Raw genomic sequence first — 17465 nt, forward strand, 5'->3', positions numbered from 1 at the left:
GTGTTCTACCTACTGTCAGGCTTCTGGAGCCGCCGGCACAGCCGGTGCGACACCCGTCTTCTCGTACTCGGCAAGAATGTCGATGCGACGCTGGTGACGCTCCTCATCGGACCACTCGGTCGCGAGGAAGGCGTCGACGATCGCAAGGGTCTCCTCGAGCGAGTGCATGCGGCCGCCGATGCCGATGAGCTGCGCATTGTTGTGCTGGCGAGCCAGCTGCGCGGTCTCGACGCTCCATGCAAGGGCGCACCGGGCGCCGGGAACCTTGTTGGCCGCGATCTGCTCGCCGTTGCCGCTGCCGCCGAGAACGAGGCCCAGGCTGCCCGGATCGGCGACGACGCGGCGGGCCGCCTCGATGCAGAAGGCCGGGTAGTCATCAACGGCGTCGTAAACGTGTGCACCGCAGTCAATGGCCTCGTGACCGTTCGCGGTGAGGTGTTCGATGATCTGGTTCTTGCGTTCGAAGCCGGCGTGGTCGGCACCCAGGTATACGCGCATGGCGTCAATTCTGACAGGTCATGTCGCCGCGGCGGCATCGGGGACTTCGGGCTCGAGAGCTCTCGGTACCGCCACCCGAAGCCCGCCCGTCCGTCAGTCGAACTGGGGATCCTCGTCGCGGGTGCGCTTGAGTTCGAAGAAGTGCGGGTACGACGCGAGCGCGACTGTGCCGTCCCACACCTTGCCTGCGTCCTCACCGCGAGGGATGCGCGAGAGGACCGGGCCGAAGAAGGCAGTGCCGTTGACGTGGATGGTGGGGGTGCCGACGTCGTCGCCCACCTTGTCCATTCCGGCATGATGGCTGCGGCGCAGTTCGGCGTCGTACTCGTCGGTCTCCGCGGCAGCAGCCAGTTCGGCAGGCAGCCCCAGTTCGGCAAGCGACTCGACCACGACGTTCGTCAGATCCTGGTCACCGCCGTTGTGAATGCGGGTACCCATCGCCGTGTACAGCGGTAGCAGGATCTCGTCGCCGCGCTGCTGTGCGGCTGCGATCAGTACCCGGACCGGGCCCCACGCCCTGGCCATCATCTCGCGGTACTCCTCGGGCAGCTCGCGTCCCTCATTGAGAACCGCAAGGCTCATCACGTGGAAGTTGGTCTCGATGTCGCGAACCTGAGTGACCTCGAGGATCCAGCGCGAGGTGATCCAGCACCACGGGCACAACGGATCGAACCAGAAGTCGACGGTGTCCTTGTTGCCGCTTTCGGTCTGTTCCTGCGCGCTCACGCGTGTCTCCCTCGTCCCGTGGTGTGACCGATGCACGTCACACCTTTCGATTGATAGACAACCACGGCCGTGCGGGAATGCTTCCCGCACGGCCCGGGGCAACGTTACTGTCGGGGAAGGACAGCCAGTAGTCACACTGGAACGGAGCCTTCCCGTGAGATCCCATGAATCGACATCCCCGAAGTCGTCGAATCGCACCTTCGTCATCGTCGGCGGCAGCCTCGCCGGCACCAGGCTCGCAGAATCCCTGAGAGACAAGGATTTCGACGGGTCCATCATTCTGCTGAGCGAAGAGGACCATCTGCCGTACGAGCGTCCACCGCTGTCGAAGGAACACATTGCGGGAAAGAAGAACCTGCCCGATTTCACCGTGCACAACGGGGACTGGTTCAGGGATCACCACATCGACCTGCGCCTGGGCACCACGGCCACCGCGATCGATCGCGACAATCGGTGTGTGACGCTGCCCGACGGCTCCACACTGGGGTACGACAAGCTCGCACTCGCCACCGGATCACGCTCGCGCCGGCCACCGATTCCCGGTTCGGACGCCTCCGGTGTGCACTACCTGCGCACCATCGACGAATCCGACGCCCTGATCGCCGCCCTCTCCCCCGGCGCCCGCCTGGTCATCGTCGGCGCCGGGTGGATCGGCCTCGAGATTGCAGCGGGTGCACGCGGACGTGGCGTGGCGGTCACCGTCGTCGAGTCAGCCGAACTTCCCCTGCTCGCGGCGCTCGGTAAGGAGATGGGCGCGGTATTCGCGGATCTACACCGCGAACACGGCGTCGACTTCCGATTCGGCGCAAAGGTCGAGGAGATCACCGTCTCCGGCGCTCGCGCCGACGGCATCCGCCTGGGCGACGGCTCGGTACTACCCGCCGACGCTGTGCTGGTCGCGGTCGGGGCTCAGCCCAACATCGAGATCGCCGAGGCCTCGGGGCTTTCGGTGGACGGCGGCGTTCTCGTGGACGCGACCCTGACCACCAGCGATCCGGACATCGTTGCGGTGGGCGATATCGCCGCGCAGCAGCATCCTTTGCTGGGCACCCGGGTACGCGTCGAGCACTGGGCCAATGCCCTGAACCAACCGGTGGTCGCCGCGGCGACCATGCTCGGGCGCGCCGCCGAGTACACGAGCCTGCCCTACTTCTTCACCGACCAGTACGACCTGGGCATGGAGTACGTCGGCTGGGCACCGAAATACTCGAAGGTGGTGACGCGCGGCGACGTCGGCAGGCGTGAGTTCATCGCATTCTGGATCGACGAGGCGAACCGTGTACTCGCCGGCATGAACGTCAACATCTGGGACGTCACCGACGAGATCAAGGCGCTCGTCACGTTCGGCTCGCCCGTCGATCCGGCGCGACTGACCGATCCCGGCGTTCCGCTCGCCGACCTCGTCCCCTGACCCGAGTTTTGCGCACTCGAGGATCCGGAAATCGCCGATTCGTCGCGACAGGTGCGCAAATCGCGGGAAGAGGGTGGTGCGTGGTGGGATAACAGGCGAGTTGATTGTCCATCCGTGATGAGGAGATCTTCGTGGCCCCACCGAATCTGACCCGCGAACAGGCCGCCGAGCGCTCGGCGCTGCTGACCGTCGACAACTATCACATCGAACTCGACCTCACCGACGGCTCAGGTCGGCCGGGCGAGAGCACCTTCCGCTCCCGCACCACCGTCACGTTCGCAGCGACGGCGGGAGCCTCGACCTTCATCGACATCATCGCCGCCACAGTGCATTCCGCGGTGCTCAACGGCACGCCTGTCGACCTGGCGTCGTACGACGAAGCCACCGGGATCGCGCTCGACGGCCTGGCCGAAACAAACGAACTGGTCGTAGACGCCGACTGCCTCTACACCAACACCGGTGAGGGACTGCACCGGTTCGTCGATCCGACGGACGACGCCGTGTACCTGTACTCGCAGTTCGAGACGGCCGACGCCAAGCGAATGTTCGCGTGCTTCGACCAGCCGGACCTCAAGGCCACCTTCAACATCACGGTCACCGCGCCGGAGGACTGGACGGTGGTCTCCAATGCCGAGACCGTGCAGACCCTCGTGGCCACGCCGGGCCGGCACGTCTTCCGCACCACCCCGCGGATGAGCACGTACTTGGTAGCGCTGATCGCCGGACCGTACGCGCAGTGGTCGGACAGCTACTCCGACGAGCACGGGCACATCCCCCTCGGTATCTTCTGCCGAGCCTCGCTCGCCGAGTACATGGACGCCGAGCGGCTCTTCACCGAGACCAAGCAGGGCTTCGGCTTCTACCACCGCAACTTCGGGATCCCTTATGCCTTCGGCAAGTACGACCAGCTGTTCGTGCCGGAGTTCAACGCGGGCGCAATGGAGAACGCGGGCGCGGTCACTTTCCTCGAGGACTACGTGTTCCGGTCCAAGGTGACGCGTTACTCGTACGAGCGGCGAGCCGAGACGGTGCTGCACGAGATGGCACACATGTGGTTCGGCGACCTCGTCACGATGCGCTGGTGGGACGACCTGTGGCTCAACGAGTCGTTCGCGACGTTCGCGTCCGTGCTGTGCCAGACCGAGGCCACCGAGTACACCAACGCATGGACGACGTTCGCGAACGTCGAGAAGTCGTGGGCATACCGGCAGGACCAGTTGCCGTCGACGCATCCGATCGCCGCGGACATCCCGGATCTCGCAGCCGTCGAGGTGAACTTCGACGGCATCACATACGCCAAGGGCGCGAGCGTGCTCAAGCAACTGGTCGCGTACGTGGGCGTCGAACCATTCATGTCCGGTCTGCGCGCCTACTTCGCCGAGCATGCGTTCGGCAATGCGACGTTCGACGACCTGCTCCGGGCACTGGAGAAGGCGTCGGGCCGCGACCTGTCCGGCTGGGGCACCCAGTGGCTCAAAACCACGGGCCTGAACATCCTGCGCCCGGACTTCCAGATCGAGCCCGACGGCACGTTCTCCCGCTTCGCGGTGCTGCAGGAGGGCGCCGAGCCCGGTGCCGGCGAGACCCGCGTGCACCGCCTCGCCGTGGGCGTCTACGACGACGACCCGGCCACCGGCAAACTGATCCGCACCCACCGCGTCGAGCTCGATATCGAAGGCACGAGTACCGATGTGCCCGAACTGGTCGGGGTGCCGCGCGGCAAGCTGATCCTGGTCAACGACGACGACCTCACATACTGCTCGCTCCGGCTGGACCGCGATTCGCTCGACACACTCGTCGGGCGGATCGGCGACATCGCCGAACCGCTCCCCCGCACTCTCGCGTGGTCGGCGGCGTGGGAAATGACCCGGCAGGCAGAGATGCGGGCACGCGACTTCGTGAGCCTCGTCCAGCGCGGAATCGGCGCCGAGACCGAGGTGGGCGTCGTACAGCGGATCCTGCTGCAGGCGCAGACAGCGCTGGGCAGCTACGCCGATCCGGGCTGGGCCGACACCTATGGCTGGCCGGCGTTTGCAGACCGGCTGCTCGAGCTGGCGCGCGAGGCCGAGCCCGGCTCGGACCACCAACTCGCATTCGTCAACGCGCTCACGGGATCACAGCTGTCCGCGTGGCACAGCGAAGTCCTGCAGGAGTTGCTCGACGGCGATCCCGCGAAGCTGGGCCTGTCCGGGCTGCTCGTGGACACCGACCTGCGCTGGCGGATCGTCCATGCGCTGGCGGCGGCAGGCGAGGTGGACGCCGACGGCCCCGAGACCCCGTTCATCGACGCTGAGGCGAAACGTGATCCCACCGCAGCGGGCGCCCGTCAGGCGGGATCTGCGGCGGCCGCTCGGCCGCAGGCCGCGGTCAAGGAACAGGCGTGGACGACGGTGTTCGACGACGACACCGTCCCGAACATCACCGCCCGCGCCATCATCGGCGGCATCGTCGCACCCGGGCAGTCCGCACTGCTCGAGCCGTACGTCGCCCGCTACTTCGCCGAGATCCCCGCGGTATGGGAGCGGCGGTCCAGCGAGGTCGCGCAGACCGTCGTCGTCGGGCTGTACCCGTCGTGGTCCATCACCGAGCAGTCGGTGGCCGCGGCGGACGCCTTCCTCGCGGGCGAGCATCCGCCCGCCTTGCGCCGACTTGTCGTTGAAGGCAAGGCCGGCATCGTGCGCTCGCTGAAGGCTCGGGCGTTCGACGCCACCTGACCCCCGTACACAGACGACCCGATGTCACATTCGTTCAGTGAGACTGAACGTGTGACATCGGGTCGTCGGGTGGAGCGAGAACTTCGGGACTATCGCGGGGTGATCGCGGCGCTCATGACGCGTAGCGCGGAGACGAGCCCGTCGATGAGGTCGCCCTCACCGAAGGACGCGACAGCCGCGGTGACGCCGAGCTGCGTCACGCGGTCGGTGACGCGGTTCGCGACATCACGACCACCGCGGATCTCGATTGCGCGCTGGTTCGGGGACACAGCGATGAGGATCGATCGCGCGGCCTCCGGGGTTTTCGGGAACAGCGCGTCGGCACCCTCCGCCGGGTTCTGGCCCAAGTCGCCGACGTAGACGTTGAACCGCACCTTGGTCGCGCGGGTCGCGTCGGTGAGCGCGTCGTCGAGGCTCACCAACTCGTCCGTGGTGAAGGGAAGCTGATCCTCGAACGGCTCACCGATGCGGTGCAGGCCGGAGATCCGCCCGCTCGTCGTCACGACGGTGCCCACCGGCAGATCCGCCGGTGCTACCGACGAGGTCTGGAGAACGTCACCACTTGCCACTTGCCGAACCTCCGATCAGGTCTGCGGGTGCCGCTACATGCCCTGCGTGGTGACCATGAGTGGTCACCTCGTCGACGGCGCTCCAGAGGACCGGCTTATGCGTCCACTTCTCGCCGAGATGGAACTCGGGCGGCACGGTTCCGGGCAGCTTCTTGCCCATGAAGGAGAGTCCACCGATGATCGCGATCACCAGTACGGGAATCCCTCCGAAAATCAGCGAGGTCTCGAGAATGCTCACGAGGCAAACCGTAGCCGAGTCGTGCCGAAATGGAAGCGTCGGGGCCGAATCGCGGCTCGGGTATCAGGCCGCGCCTTCGCCCAGATACGGAAGCCACGTCGGATGCACCTCGGTGGTTGTTGCGAGCAATCGCCAGTGCGGCCCGGACGGTGGCACCAGCGCAGTCCGTAGCGTCCAGCCCAGTTCGGCAAGAAGTTTGTCTGCCTTGAGATGGTTGCAGGGCGCGCAGGAGGCAACACAGTTCTCCCACGAGTGACCGCCACCGCGACTGCGGGGAACGACGTGGTCGACGGTTTCCGCCTTGTCGCCGCAATATCCGCAGCGGAATCGATCGCGATACATCAGCGCGGCCCGGGTCATCGGGACCTTGGCGCGGTACGGCACCCGAACGTAGTTTCGAAGCCGGATCACGGACGGCACCTGGAGCGAACAACCCTCGGAATGGACGACCGGTCCGAGTGGGTCCTCGTGAACGGCGTCGGCCTTGTCGCACACCATCAGCACCACAGCGCGACGCGCGGGAAGCGCGGTGAGTGGTTCGAAAGTGGCGTTCAGCAGTAACACCCGACGTTTGTTCCAGGTGGTCGGCGTGCCGCGGTCCGACAACCTGAGCCCCGGATACGGGGGCTCGGGTATCACCTGCAGCGGAAAAGCCCCCGACGCCCGGTCTCCCCGGGCATCAGCGGGCACGAGTTGTCGATGCGCTCGCGCGCCATGTCGCTGTCCCATTCGCCCTGCTTCCTGCGACCTCCGCGATGACTGACCCCAGTGGAACACGGATGATCCGGTCTCGCACACCCATTTCGCGGAAAAAATGCGGGACAAACGGTGAATATCCGGTGCTACACACGCCACACGGACGGGCCTGGCGTGCCCTTCCCGCGAGTACGGGCACAATGGACCGTGACATGACTGATACGCAGCAAACCTTCTACGAAGCGGTCGGCGGGGCCGAAACGTTCCGCCGGCTGACCGCGCGGTTCTACGAGGAAGTGGCCAAGGACGAGGTAGTCCGTCCGCTGTACCCGGAGGAGGACCTCGGCCCGGCGGAGCGCCGCATGCGGATGTTCCTCGAACAGTACTGGGGCGGCCCGCGCACCTACTCCGAAGAACGCGGCCATCCGCGCCTGAGGATGCGCCACAATCCGTTCCGGATCGGCCCGATCGAGCGGGACGCGTGGCTGCGGTGCATGCACGTGGCGATCGCCTCGATCGACGAGCAGACACTCGATGAGCCGCACCGCCGCGCCCTCATCGACTACATGAACACGGCAGCCGCATCGATGGTCAACGCGCCGGTCTAGCGGCCACTGCCGGACAACGGTCGTGAGCACTGCCGATGTTTGGCACTATGTGTTGCTGTGACCACGGGCGAGAACGAGTCGACGGCAGGCCTCCGGCAGGACGCGTGGTGGGCCGACGCGGTCTTCTACCAGGTGTATCCGCGGTCGTTCTCCGACAGTAGCGGCGACGGGGTGGGCGACCTGGGCGGCGTACTGGACCGGCTCGGCTATCTCGAACTACTCGGGGTCGACGCGATCTGGCTCAACCCGGTCATGCGCTCTCCCATGGCAGACCACGGCTACGACGTCTCCGACCCCCGCGACATCGATCCGCTGTTCGGCAACCTCGCGACGATGGACCAGCTGATCGCCGAGGCGCACGATCGCGGGATTCGGGTCACGATGGATCTGGTTCCCAATCACACCAGCAATGAGCACCCGTGGTTCCGGGAGGCACTCGCGGCAGGGCCCGGCAGCGCGGCGCGCGAGCGGTACATCTTCCGGGATGGCCGCGGTCCCGGCGGCTCCGAGCCGCCCAACAACTGGCCGAGCGTGTTCGGCGGCCGGGCGTGGACCAGAGTGACCGAGCCCGACGGCACTCCGGGCCAGTGGTACCTACATATCTTCGCGCGCGAGCAGCCGGACCTGAACTGGGACAACCCGGAGGTGTTCGCCGATCTCGAACAGACCCTGCGGTTCTGGTTGGACCGGGGCGTCGACGGCTTCCGCATCGACGTCGCACACGGTATGGCCAAACCCGACGGCCTGCCCGACCACGACTGGGACACCAACAAGCTGCTCAGCAGTGGTGACACTGAGCTGCTCGGCAGCGGTGACAACGATCCACGCTTCAACAATCCCGGCGTACACGCAATCCACCGCGGCATCCGCAAGATCATGAACGAGTACCCGGGCACCATGGCTGTGGGCGAGATCTGGGTGCGCGACAACGAGCGATTCGGCGAGTACATCCGCCCAGATGAGCTCCACCTGGGCTTCAACTTCCGACTGGCCGAGACCCGGTTCGACGCAGATTCGGTCCGCGCCGCGATAGAGAACTCGCTGGACGCGGTCGCCCGCGTCGGCGGCACCCCCACGTGGACACTGTCCAATCACGATATCGACCGCGAGGTCACTCGCTACGGCAGTGGCGTGCGCGGACTCGCACGAGCCCGGGCGATGGCCCTCGTCGAGTTGGCGCTGCCTGGTGCATCATTCATCTACAACGGCGCCGAACTCGGTTTACCCAACGCCGAGCTGCCCGACGAGGTGCTGCAGGATCCGGTATGGGAGCGGTCCGGCCACACCGAGCGCGGGCGCGACGGCTGCCGGGTCCCGGTCCCGTGGGAGGGCGACCGTCCTCCGTTCGGATTCTCGACCACACCCGCCACGTGGCTGCCAATCCCACCGGAGTGGGCGGCGCTGACCGTCGAGACCCAGCTCGAAGACGTCTCCTCGACCCTGTCGTTGTATCGTGCGGCGCTCGAACTGCGTTCGACACGGCCGGAGTTCTCTGGGGCCGAGATCGACTGGTACGGAAGCCCGCCCGGATGCTTCGCGTTCCGCCGCCGGGGCGGACTGATCTGTGCGCTGAACGCCACGGACGAACCGATCCGCCTGCCTCCCGGCACCGTGCTTCTCACCAGCGCCCCGCTGCTCGGCGGCCTGCTACCGCCCGATTCAGCCGCCTGGCTGGTCTGATTCGGCTACCTTCCCGCTGAGCGGGAAGGTCATCTGTCACAGGGAACGGCTGACGCAGTGGCCCGCAAGCGCAGTGGCCCGCAAGGCGATGAACCCTGAGCGGGGAGCTCGTCTCGTACCGACCTCGTGCGAGCTGGCCGAGCAAGCGTCCGGTCACGAAGGTGGTGATCGACGCCTGGTTCCGTCCCGCCATGGTCGACCGGAGCATTCTTTGGGACCTTGCGAAGCATGTGGTGCCGTTGCCTCGGCGGCCGAACTGCTCGATATGGCGGCGCGGTCGGCGGAGTTCACCCATCCTGTTCTGATCGTCTGGGCAACCGCCGTTTCGTCTCGACAACCACCATTGACAAAATCAGTGATGTGTCTCACTGTCAAGGCATGAGACCGACAATGTCTGAGGGTGCCGCCTACGTCCCCCGCTCGGGTGAGTCGTGGCGGGACCCGTGGAGCATGTATGCGGCACTCCGTGACCACTCCCCCGTCCACAACGTGGTTCCGGCCGAGTCTCCCGCCGACGACTACTGGGTTCTCACCCGGCATGAAGACGTCTACAACGCTGCCCGTGACCACGAGACCTTCTCCTCCGCGGAAGGACTCACCATGACCTACGGAGAGCTCGACAAGATCGGATTGCGGGACAACCCGCCGCTGGTGATGCTCGATCCTCCCGTACACACCGAGTTCCGCCGTCTGGTAGCGCGCGGCTTCACACCACGTCAGGTCGCGTCCGTCGAACCCGAGGTGCGCAGGTTCGTCGTCGAGCGCATCGAAGGGTTGCGGGCGGCGGGCGGAGGCGACATCGTCACGGAACTGTTCAAGCCCCTACCGAGCATGGTCGTCGCCCACTACCTGGGGGTTCCGGCCGAGGACCGCGGCCAGTTCGACGGCTGGACCGAGGCAATCGTCGCGGCCAATGCCAATGGTGACCCGCTGGAGGCCGCCGCCGCGGTCGGCGACCTGATGGGATACTTCGGTGGACTCATCGACCGCCGCCGGGCCGAGCACGAGGCTGGTGTCCGGGGCGACGACACCATCTCGCACCTCGTCGCAGCGGGACTGGGCGCCGACGGCGACATCGCGGGCATCCTGTCGATCCTCGGATTCGCATTCACTATGGTCACCGGCGGCAACGACACCACCACAGGAATGCTCGGCGGCGCCGTCCAATTGCTGACGCAGCGCCGCGACCAGCGCGACCTGCTACTCGCCGACCCTGCGCTGATCCCGGGCGCACTCGAGGAACTGCTGCGCCTCACGTCGCCGGTCCAGGGTCTGGCCCGCACCACCACGCGGGACGTCACCATCGATGAGGTGACGATTCCCGCCGGGCGCAAAGTGCTGCTTGTGTACGGGTCCGCCAACCGCGATCCCCGAATGTACGGTTCCGATTCCGAAGAGCTCGACGTACTCCGCCAGCCGAAGCAGATCATGACCTTCAGCAACGGCGCCCACCATTGCCTCGGCGCCGCCGCGGCCCGCATGCAAGCCCGGGTCGCGCTCGAGGAACTCCTCGCCCGCTGCCCCGACTTCGACGTGGACATCGACGGTGTCGTCTATGCCGCCGGCAACTACGTCCGGCGCCCCACCCACATCCCGTTCCGGGCCGACGCGCAGTGACTTCCGGGACTTCCGGGACTTCCGGGACTTCCGGATCGTGGCTGCGCGACGAGCGGATCGAGGTCGCCGCCGAGAAGATCCTCGACGCAGCCGCGGAGCTGTTCGTCGAACGAGGCGTCGCGACCACCGGCATGTCGGAAGTCGCGGCGGCCGCGGGCTGCTCACGCGCAACTCTGTACCGCTACTTCGAGAACCGCCGCGCGCTGCATCGCGCCTTCGTACACCGGGAGGCTCGGCGGCTCGGCGAACAGATCGCGCTCACCGTCGCTCCGATCGCCGACCCCCGCGTACGGATCACGGAAGCCGTGATGATGGCGGTCGGCGAGGTGCGGGCGACGCCGACGCTGGCGGCCTGGTTCGGGCTCGGTGACGCAGGCCTCGCCTCAGAACTGGCGAGCACCTCCGAGGTGATCGAGGTCCTCGGCGCCGCCTTCCTCGCGGACATATGGAACAGCGAGGATGCCGAGACCTCCCGCCGCGCAAGGTGGTTGGTGCGGATCATCGTCTCACTACTGACCGTGCCAGGAGCCGACGCCGACGAAGAGCGGGCGTCCATCGAACAGTTCGTGGTGCCGGTGTTGGTCCCACCTGGCGCGCAACACCGTGAACAGCTGGATTAGACCGTGAACAGCGGGATCGAGCCGCCGCGGCGACTGTAGACCGATCCGAACCGGGCGTCGAGCCGGAGCCAGGATCCGCCGGCCCGCACCCGCACCAGCTCGTCCTCAGCGATCCGGTCGAGATCGATGTCGGCCGTTGCGGCACCGCCGTCGGCGAGTGGCACGAATCCCATTCCGGCAAGAGCGAACACAGTCCGCATAGACACAGCCACCTCGGTGCCGCCGCCCTCGACATCGAGCACCTTCTGCTCGAGCAACGACGTCGGCGGCCCTTGAGCGCTGCCGTGCTCCTTCGCCAGTGCCGCGCCCTGCCGAGCCAGCCCGATCAGCACCCGCGCCGGCACGTCGTCGACGTGCCCGAATCCGGACTCCGGTGGCAATGCGCCACGCCAGGCGGAGTCCATCGCGAATCCCGGATCGATCTCCGAACCGGATCCCGGTTCGGACAGCGCGCGTAGCAGCGCGTCACCCGCTGCCGTGAGATCGTCCGGGCGCAGCCGTCCGGCTACGACGCGCATCGCGAGAGCGTCGAATCCCGTTGCCGCCCAAGCCCCGATGTGGCCGTCGGAGCGTCGGCGCAGTCGGATCACCGCGGCCACGTCGAGCCGTACCGCCTGTGCGACGAACGTCGCCAGATTCGCCCGCTCGGCGGGGTCCGGCATGGTCAGAACACGCTCATCCATGCTTCCAGCGCTCCAGGAACTCGCGCTCTGGGGCAGTGAGGCGACGCAGCCGCTGGGTGTCGATGTCGAACGCCGCGATCTGCGTCGACGCGACGATTGCGGGCGCCGATGCCGCGGACGCTCCACCCGGACGTACCTCGTACGCAATGGTGAAGTCGACGGCGCGAACCTGTTCAACCCACATCAGCACGTCCAGCGGGCTGTCCTCGTGCCGCAACTGGCCGCGGTAGCGCACGTGCAGATCGACGATCACCGCGCCGTCCCGCAGGGTGACGGTGGGAGCTGCATCCTCGAACAGCCACGGGATGCGCGCCTCCTCGAGGAGCGTCACCATCCGTGCATGGTTGATGTGCTGAAACGCGTCCATGTCAGACCAGCGCACGACCACCTTCGTGTGGAACCCCGCCCGTGGGTCGATGACCGCACGGCTGGACACCGCTTCCTCCGAGACCTTCAAAGTCATTTCCCGCGAAGCCATTTCCTGCGACCCATTCAACGCCCAACCTCCGATCGGGTGCCCACTCCCCGCACCATGCTCCGAACCTGACGCGCCGCCACCGAGAGCGTCGCAAGGTCCAGCGTTCCAGACTCGAAGATCTCGGCGAGCGCGGACCTCGCCCGGGCCAGCCGCGACGCGTTGGTCGACTCCCAGTAGTCGATCTTCTCCTGCGGCGACTCACTCGGTTCGCCGCCGACGAGCACCTCGAGTGTGAGCGAACGCAGCGATCCGTACAGATCATCCCGCAGCGCGAGCCGGGCCAGCGAGTGCCAGCGGTCGCCGCGCGCCAGATCGGACACTGCCGTGAGCAACCAGTCGATGCCCAGATGCGCGTCCAGCGCGTAGTAGAGCTCGGCCACCTCTTCGCCCTCACGCTCGCAGATGTCCGCGATGTCGATGATGTCGAGCAAGCAGAACAGGTCCAGCAGCCGGTACACCTCGAAAGCCAGTTCCTTCGGCGCACCGTCGACAATGGCTGACCACGAACGGGTCTCGAGATCCGTCACATGGTGACCACGCAACCAACCTGGGACCTGAGGTGCCAGCCGCCGGTACTCCGTTGAGTACCGGCTGATCTCAGCGCCGACCGCGATGGGCTGCGGCCGATTCGACAGGAACCAGCGCGACGCCCGGTCGAGTACGCGGCGAGACTGGAGCATCAACGCATCCGAGACATCCGACGAGATGTCGGCGGTGCGCACCCGCTCCCATACGGCATGCAACCCGAAGATCTCTGTCACCGCAGCGTAGGCACGGATCGCGTCGGTGCTCGACGCACCCGCATCCTCCGCGAGCCGATAGGCGTAGGTGATGCCGCCGTTGTCGATCGCCTCGTTCGCAAGCACCGTCGCGACGATCTCACGCCGCAGCGGATGCGCGCGAATGGCGGGCGTGAACCGCTCCCGCAGTGGGAGCGGAAAGTAGTCAGGCAGCCGGGACGCAAAGAACTCGGTATCAGGCAGATCCGTCCCGAGTAGATCCTGCTCGAACGCCAGCTTGACGTGTGCCATCACCGTCGCCAACTCCGGCGACGTCAGTCCGCCGCCTGCCTGGGCCCGGCGGTTGAACTCCGCCTCTGTCGGCAGCGCCTCGAGCGCCCGGTCGAGGCCGTGACGCGAAATCAGCATCGCGATCAGACGCCGGTGCACACCGAGCATCTGCGATGCGCTCGCTCGCGACATCCCCAACTGGTCGTTCTGGGCGACGTTGTGCGCCAACACCAACCTCGCCACGTCGTCGGTCATCGACTCGAGCAGCGGATCACGATCCTCCAGCGCCAGCGCCCCGTTGCTGACCAACGAGTCGAGCAGAATCTTGATGTTGACCTCGTGGTCTGAGCAATCGACACCGGCCGAGTTGTCGATCGCGTCGGTGTTGATCTTGCCACCGTGCAGGGCGTACTCGATCCGACCCAGTTGGGTGACACCTAGATTGCCGCCCTCGCCGACCACCCGAACCCGCAGGTCGGCTCCGCGGACGCGCACGGCGTCGTTGCTCTTGTCGCCCACTGCGGCATCGGATTCGGACGATGCCTTGACGTAGGTACCGATGCCGCCGTTCCACAGCAGGTCGACGGGCGCCTGCAGGATGGCCCTGACCAGGTCGGGCGGGGACATCTCAGGCACGTCGTCTCCGAGTCCGAGTGCCGCGCGCACCTGTGGACTGATCGGCACCGACTTCGCCGTCCGCTCGTACACACCTCCGCCCGCACTGATGAGCGCGGGATCGTAGTCCGCCCACGACGAGCGGGGCAGCGCGAACATCCGCCGCCGCTCGACGAACGAGCGTGCCGCGTCCGGATCAGGATCGAGGAAGATATGCCGGTGGTCAAAGGCGGCAACAAGCCGGATGTGTTCGCTCAGCAGCATCCCGTTACCGAACACGTCACCACTCATGTCGCCAATTCCGACGACCGTGAAATCGTCTGCAGCAACATCGATTTCAAGCTCCCGGAAGTGGCGTTTGACGCTCTCCCACGCGCCTCGCGCTGTGATCGCCATCTCCTTGTGGTCGTATCCGGCCGAGCCCCCGGACGCGAACGCGTCGCCGAGCCAGAAGCCGTAACCGGCCGCGACATCGTTCGCAATGTCGGAGAATGTGGCCGTCCCCTTGTCGGCCGCGACCACGAGGTACGTATCGTCCTCGTCCCGTCGAACCACCCGCTGCGGCGGCACGACAGCACCACTCGCACGGTCGACGTTGTCGGTCACGTCGAGCAGACCCGAGATGAACGCCCGATAGCAGGCCTCGCCCTGAGCCCGCACGGCCTGACGGGCGGCACTCGGATCTCCCGTCGGCGTGACGGGTCGCTTGACGACGAACCCACCCTTCGCCCCGACCGGCACGATCACCGCATTCTTGACCGCCTGAGCCTTGGCGAGGCCGAGGATCTCGGTGCGGAAGTCGTCACGCCGGTCCGACCAGCGAAGGCCGCCGCGCGCGACCGGACCGAAGCGCAGGTGGACACCCTCTACGTCCGGCGAGTACACGAACACCTCGAATCGGGGCCGAGGCTTCGGTAGCTCCGAGATTCGCCCCGGATCGAACTTCAGGGACACGAAGTCTCGGGGCGCACCATCCTCGCCCCGTACGAAGTGGTTGGTGCGCAAGGTCGCCTGGACCAACCCGAAAAGCGCGCGCAGGATGCGATCGACGTCAAGACTGACGACCTCGCCGATCGCCGCCTCCAACTCGCGCTCGAGCGCGTCCGGCTGCACGGGTGACGCGGCGTCGGGGTCGAACAATGCGTCGAACAACCCGATCAGCCGCCGCGCGATCCCCGGATGAGCCAGCACCACCGACTCGATGTGCATCTGGCTATAGGTGAATCCCGCCTGGCGCAGGTACTTCACGTAGGCGCGCAGGACGGAGATTCGACGCCAGTCGAGGCCGGCGCGCAGCACCAGCTCGTTGAATCGGTCCGCCTCACAACGCCCGTGCCAGATCGCAGTGAACGCCCCGGTGAAACGCTCCCGCAGCAACTCCGCCGGACCGCCATCACCTAGCTCCTCGACCGAATCCCGCAGCAGATCGATCGGCAGAGAAAGACCGAAATCATATATCCAGCAATGCATTCCGTCGGGACGCACGATCAGGTACGGTCGTTCGTCGAGGACCTCCACCCCCAGGCTGTGCAACACCGGGAGAACATGGGAAAGCGAAATGCCCTCGCCTGCGAAGTAGAGCGCGAACTGCCACTGTCCTTCCGGCGCAGCACTGTCATGGTAGAGCCTCAGGTCGATCGAATCGGCCCGCAGGGAATCGAGTCGGCCGATATCGGAGATCGCCCGCTCGGCGTCGAAGTCTTCCTTGTAGCTCTCCGGAAGTGTCGCCGCATACTGCTGCGCGAGAACGGGGTCCACCGACCGATTGTCAGCAACAGCGTCCGCGAAATGATCGTCCCAGGAGCGACTGGCCGCGGCGAGAAGCCTTTGAATCCGCAGCCGGTTCTGTTCCGACGTGTCCACCAGCGCGTGCGGTCGCCCGGCAGGCTTGCGGATCGTCACGTGCAGCATCGCCAGATCGCCTTCGGTGACCCGCGCGGTGTACTCGAGCGACCCGCCGCCGAGTTCGTCGAGCAGGATCTGCTGCATCGCCAACCGTACTCGCGTCGTGTAGCGATCACGCGGGAGATAGACGAGGCACGAGACGAACCGCCCGAAGCCGTCCTCGCGCATGAACAACCGGACCTGACGACGCAGACCGATGTTGAGCACCGCGGTGATCGTTTCGAGCAGCGTGTCAGTGTCGATCGAGAACAGTTCGGTGCGTGGAAACGATTGGACCACTTCGAGCATCGCCTGACCCGAGAACGACCCGAGGTCGAATCCGGCGCGCTCGATTGCGGTCCGCACCCGCCGCGCGATCACCGGGATCTCGAGCACGTTCTCGTGCATAGCGGTCACCGTGAAGACTCCGAGGAAACGGTGCTCACCGACGATCGTTCCGTCGTCGGCGATGATGCTGACGCCGACGTAGTACGGGTAGACCGAACGATGCACCGTCGCTGGAGCCGAGCCCTGCGTCAGCACCAACAGCGGACGATCCGGAATATCCGCTGCAAGAGGGAGATTGACTCTCTCGTCAGCGAAGCTGTCCGAACGCAGCACGCCCAGGCCGCTGTCCGGAACCGAACGCTGGTCTCGCTCGCCACTCTCGTATCGGCGGTACCCCAGGACCGCGTAGTGGCCCTCCGCAAGCCAGCGAAGCAGGTTCGCGCAATCCGTCAGCTCGTCCGCCGAGCGCCCCGGCGGCGGATTGCCGGCACGGACGTCGAGTTCGGTGGCGAGCACCAACTGCAATGCGCGCATCGATTCGGTGTCGGCCACCACCTGGCCCACGTCGGAGAGAACATCGCCGATAGCCGCTTCGAGAGAGTCGAGTACCGCATCCTCAGTCGATGGATGCAACTGCACGTACATCCACGACTCCGCGAGCCCGTCGGGTGGAAGCTCCTGAGCGGAAGCGGTCGGCAGGATCGCGGTCAGCTCACCGGCGGCGTCACGCCGCACCACGAGGATCGGGTGTACCACTTCGCTGATCGACGCCTCGAGCCGTCCGATAAGCGCCGTGACGGACTCGACGAGCAGTGGCATGTCGTCGGTCACGATCTGCAGGGCTGCACCGAGCCCGGTACCGTCCGCCGGGCGATGGACACGGGTAGCGGCCTGGCGTGGCTTGCGGTGCAGGGCGAGCAGGACGTGCTCGCGCAAGATCGCATCCGAACGACCGTTCAGGACACTGTCGGACTCGCCAGCGGACGTGTGACGGAAGTAGGCGACTGCCAGGTCGGGGAGACACGCCCGCAACTCCGCAGGCAGTTCTCGAGACCGGCCGGTATCGGCATACTCCGTCATCACGACGCTCCGTCCCTGTACGAGGTCACCGCGGGTGACTCACTGGCGAG

Annotated in this window: 14 protein-coding genes; 6 read left to right on the forward strand and 8 right to left on the reverse strand. The window is 66.3% G+C overall.

Annotated features, from left to right (window positions below; all coding sequences use genetic code 11):
- Nucleotides 1-15: 15 nt before the first annotated feature.
- Nucleotides 16-498, reverse strand: coding sequence for a ribose-5-phosphate isomerase (locus ERC79_RS03150; protein WP_031936551.1), 483 nt, complete (start codon nt 496-498; stop codon nt 16-18).
- A gap of 93 nt (nt 499-591) precedes the next feature.
- Nucleotides 592-1224, reverse strand: a complete 633-nt coding sequence (locus ERC79_RS03155) for a DsbA family protein (RefSeq protein WP_131575661.1) — start codon at nt 1222-1224, stop codon at nt 592-594.
- Between the two features lie 154 nt (nt 1225-1378).
- Between ERC79_RS03155 and ERC79_RS03160 the strand changes: the two genes are divergently transcribed.
- Together ERC79_RS03160 and pepN are read left to right on the forward strand one after the other, a co-directional pair.
- Nucleotides 1379-2635: an FAD-dependent oxidoreductase gene (locus tag ERC79_RS03160; RefSeq protein ID WP_131575663.1), complete on the forward strand. Its 1257-nt coding sequence runs from the start codon at nt 1379-1381 to the stop codon at nt 2633-2635.
- A 131-nt stretch (nt 2636-2766) separates the two neighbouring features.
- Entirely contained in the window at nt 2767-5349 is a 2583-nt protein-coding gene (pepN, locus tag ERC79_RS03165) for an aminopeptidase N (protein ID WP_131575664.1), read from the forward strand.
- Nucleotides 5350-5438: 89 nt separating this feature from the next.
- Here pepN and ERC79_RS03170 read toward each other — a convergent pair whose 3' ends face one another.
- From ERC79_RS03170 to ERC79_RS03180, 3 genes are all read right to left on the reverse strand, one after another.
- The gene (locus tag ERC79_RS03170) at nt 5439-5918 is read right to left on the reverse strand and encodes a DUF5130 domain-containing protein (RefSeq protein ID WP_131575666.1); all 480 of its coding nucleotides are present in this window, start codon (nt 5916-5918) and stop codon (nt 5439-5441) included.
- Nucleotides 5905-6156, reverse strand: coding sequence for a hypothetical protein (locus ERC79_RS03175; RefSeq protein WP_131575668.1), 252 nt, complete (start codon nt 6154-6156; stop codon nt 5905-5907). Before ERC79_RS03175 ends, ERC79_RS03170 begins: the two co-directional genes overlap by 14 nt.
- Nucleotides 6157-6219: 63 nt before the next feature.
- The gene (locus tag ERC79_RS03180; protein WP_131575670.1) at nt 6220-6885 is read right to left on the reverse strand and encodes an HNH endonuclease; all 666 of its coding nucleotides are present in this window, start codon (nt 6883-6885) and stop codon (nt 6220-6222) included.
- A 179-nt stretch (nt 6886-7064) separates the two neighbouring features.
- Here ERC79_RS03180 and ERC79_RS03185 point away from each other — a divergent pair, with 179 nt between their 5' ends.
- The 4 genes from ERC79_RS03185 (at nt 7065) to ERC79_RS03200 (ending at nt 11377) form a co-directional block, all read left to right on the forward strand.
- A complete protein-coding gene (locus ERC79_RS03185) occupies nt 7065-7460 on the forward strand; it encodes a globin (protein ID WP_131575672.1) in 396 nt (131 codons plus the stop codon).
- Nucleotides 7461-7517: 57 nt separating this feature from the next.
- Nucleotides 7518-9140: a glycoside hydrolase family 13 protein gene (locus tag ERC79_RS03190; protein WP_131575674.1), complete on the forward strand. Its 1623-nt coding sequence runs from the start codon at nt 7518-7520 to the stop codon at nt 9138-9140.
- 378 nt (nt 9141-9518) lie between these two features.
- On the forward strand, nt 9519-10757 hold the full coding sequence (locus tag ERC79_RS03195; protein WP_131575676.1) for a cytochrome P450: 1239 nt from the start codon (nt 9519-9521) through the stop codon (nt 10755-10757).
- On the forward strand, nt 10754-11377 hold the full coding sequence (locus tag ERC79_RS03200; RefSeq protein ID WP_131575678.1) for a TetR/AcrR family transcriptional regulator: 624 nt from the start codon (nt 10754-10756) through the stop codon (nt 11375-11377). The genes ERC79_RS03195 and ERC79_RS03200 overlap by 4 nt, the downstream gene beginning before the upstream one ends.
- On the opposite strand, the gene ERC79_RS03205 is transcribed toward ERC79_RS03200, so the two are convergent.
- From ERC79_RS03205 to ERC79_RS03215, 3 genes are read right to left on the reverse strand one after another with little or no spacing between them, the layout of a single operon-like run.
- Nucleotides 11374-12060: a hypothetical protein gene (locus tag ERC79_RS03205; protein WP_131575680.1), complete on the reverse strand. Its 687-nt coding sequence runs from the start codon at nt 12058-12060 to the stop codon at nt 11374-11376. The two genes, ERC79_RS03200 and ERC79_RS03205, sit on opposite strands and share 4 nt — an antisense overlap.
- The gene (locus tag ERC79_RS03210; RefSeq protein ID WP_131580677.1) at nt 12053-12523 is read right to left on the reverse strand and encodes a thioesterase family protein; all 471 of its coding nucleotides are present in this window, start codon (nt 12521-12523) and stop codon (nt 12053-12055) included. The genes ERC79_RS03205 and ERC79_RS03210 overlap by 8 nt, the downstream gene beginning before the upstream one ends.
- Before the next feature lie 29 nt (nt 12524-12552).
- Nucleotides 12553-17415 (reverse strand): NAD-glutamate dehydrogenase, encoded by a 4863-nt coding sequence (locus ERC79_RS03215; RefSeq protein WP_131575682.1) that lies wholly within the window; start codon nt 17413-17415, stop codon nt 12553-12555.
- Between the last annotated feature and the right edge of the window lie 50 nt (nt 17416-17465).

This window comes from Rhodococcus sp. ABRD24, assembly GCF_004328705.1.
Lineage (GTDB): Bacteria > Actinomycetota > Actinomycetes > Mycobacteriales > Mycobacteriaceae > Prescottella.

What these genes read in the sequence shown, in the direction of transcription:
- ERC79_RS03215 (WP_131575682.1), bottom strand. Translation starts at nt 17,415, where the DNA reads ATGACGGAGTATGCCGATACCGGCCGGTCTCGAGAACTGCCTGCGGAG.
- ERC79_RS03205 (WP_131575680.1), bottom strand. Translation starts at nt 12,060, where the DNA reads ATGGATGAGCGTGTTCTGACCATGCCGGACCCCGCCGAGCGGGCGAAT.
- ERC79_RS03195 (WP_131575676.1), top strand. Translation starts at nt 9,519, where the DNA reads ATGAGACCGACAATGTCTGAGGGTGCCGCCTACGTCCCCCGCTCGGGT.
- ERC79_RS03185 (WP_131575672.1), top strand. Translation starts at nt 7,065, where the DNA reads ATGACTGATACGCAGCAAACCTTCTACGAAGCGGTCGGCGGGGCCGAA.
- ERC79_RS03180 (WP_131575670.1), bottom strand. Translation starts at nt 6,885, where the DNA reads ATGGGACAGCGACATGGCGCGCGAGCGCATCGACAACTCGTGCCCGCT.
- ERC79_RS03150 (WP_031936551.1), bottom strand. Translation starts at nt 498, where the DNA reads ATGCGCGTATACCTGGGTGCCGACCACGCCGGCTTCGAACGCAAGAAC.
- ERC79_RS03210 (WP_131580677.1), bottom strand. Translation starts at nt 12,523, where the DNA reads ATGACTTTGAAGGTCTCGGAGGAAGCGGTGTCCAGCCGTGCGGTCATC.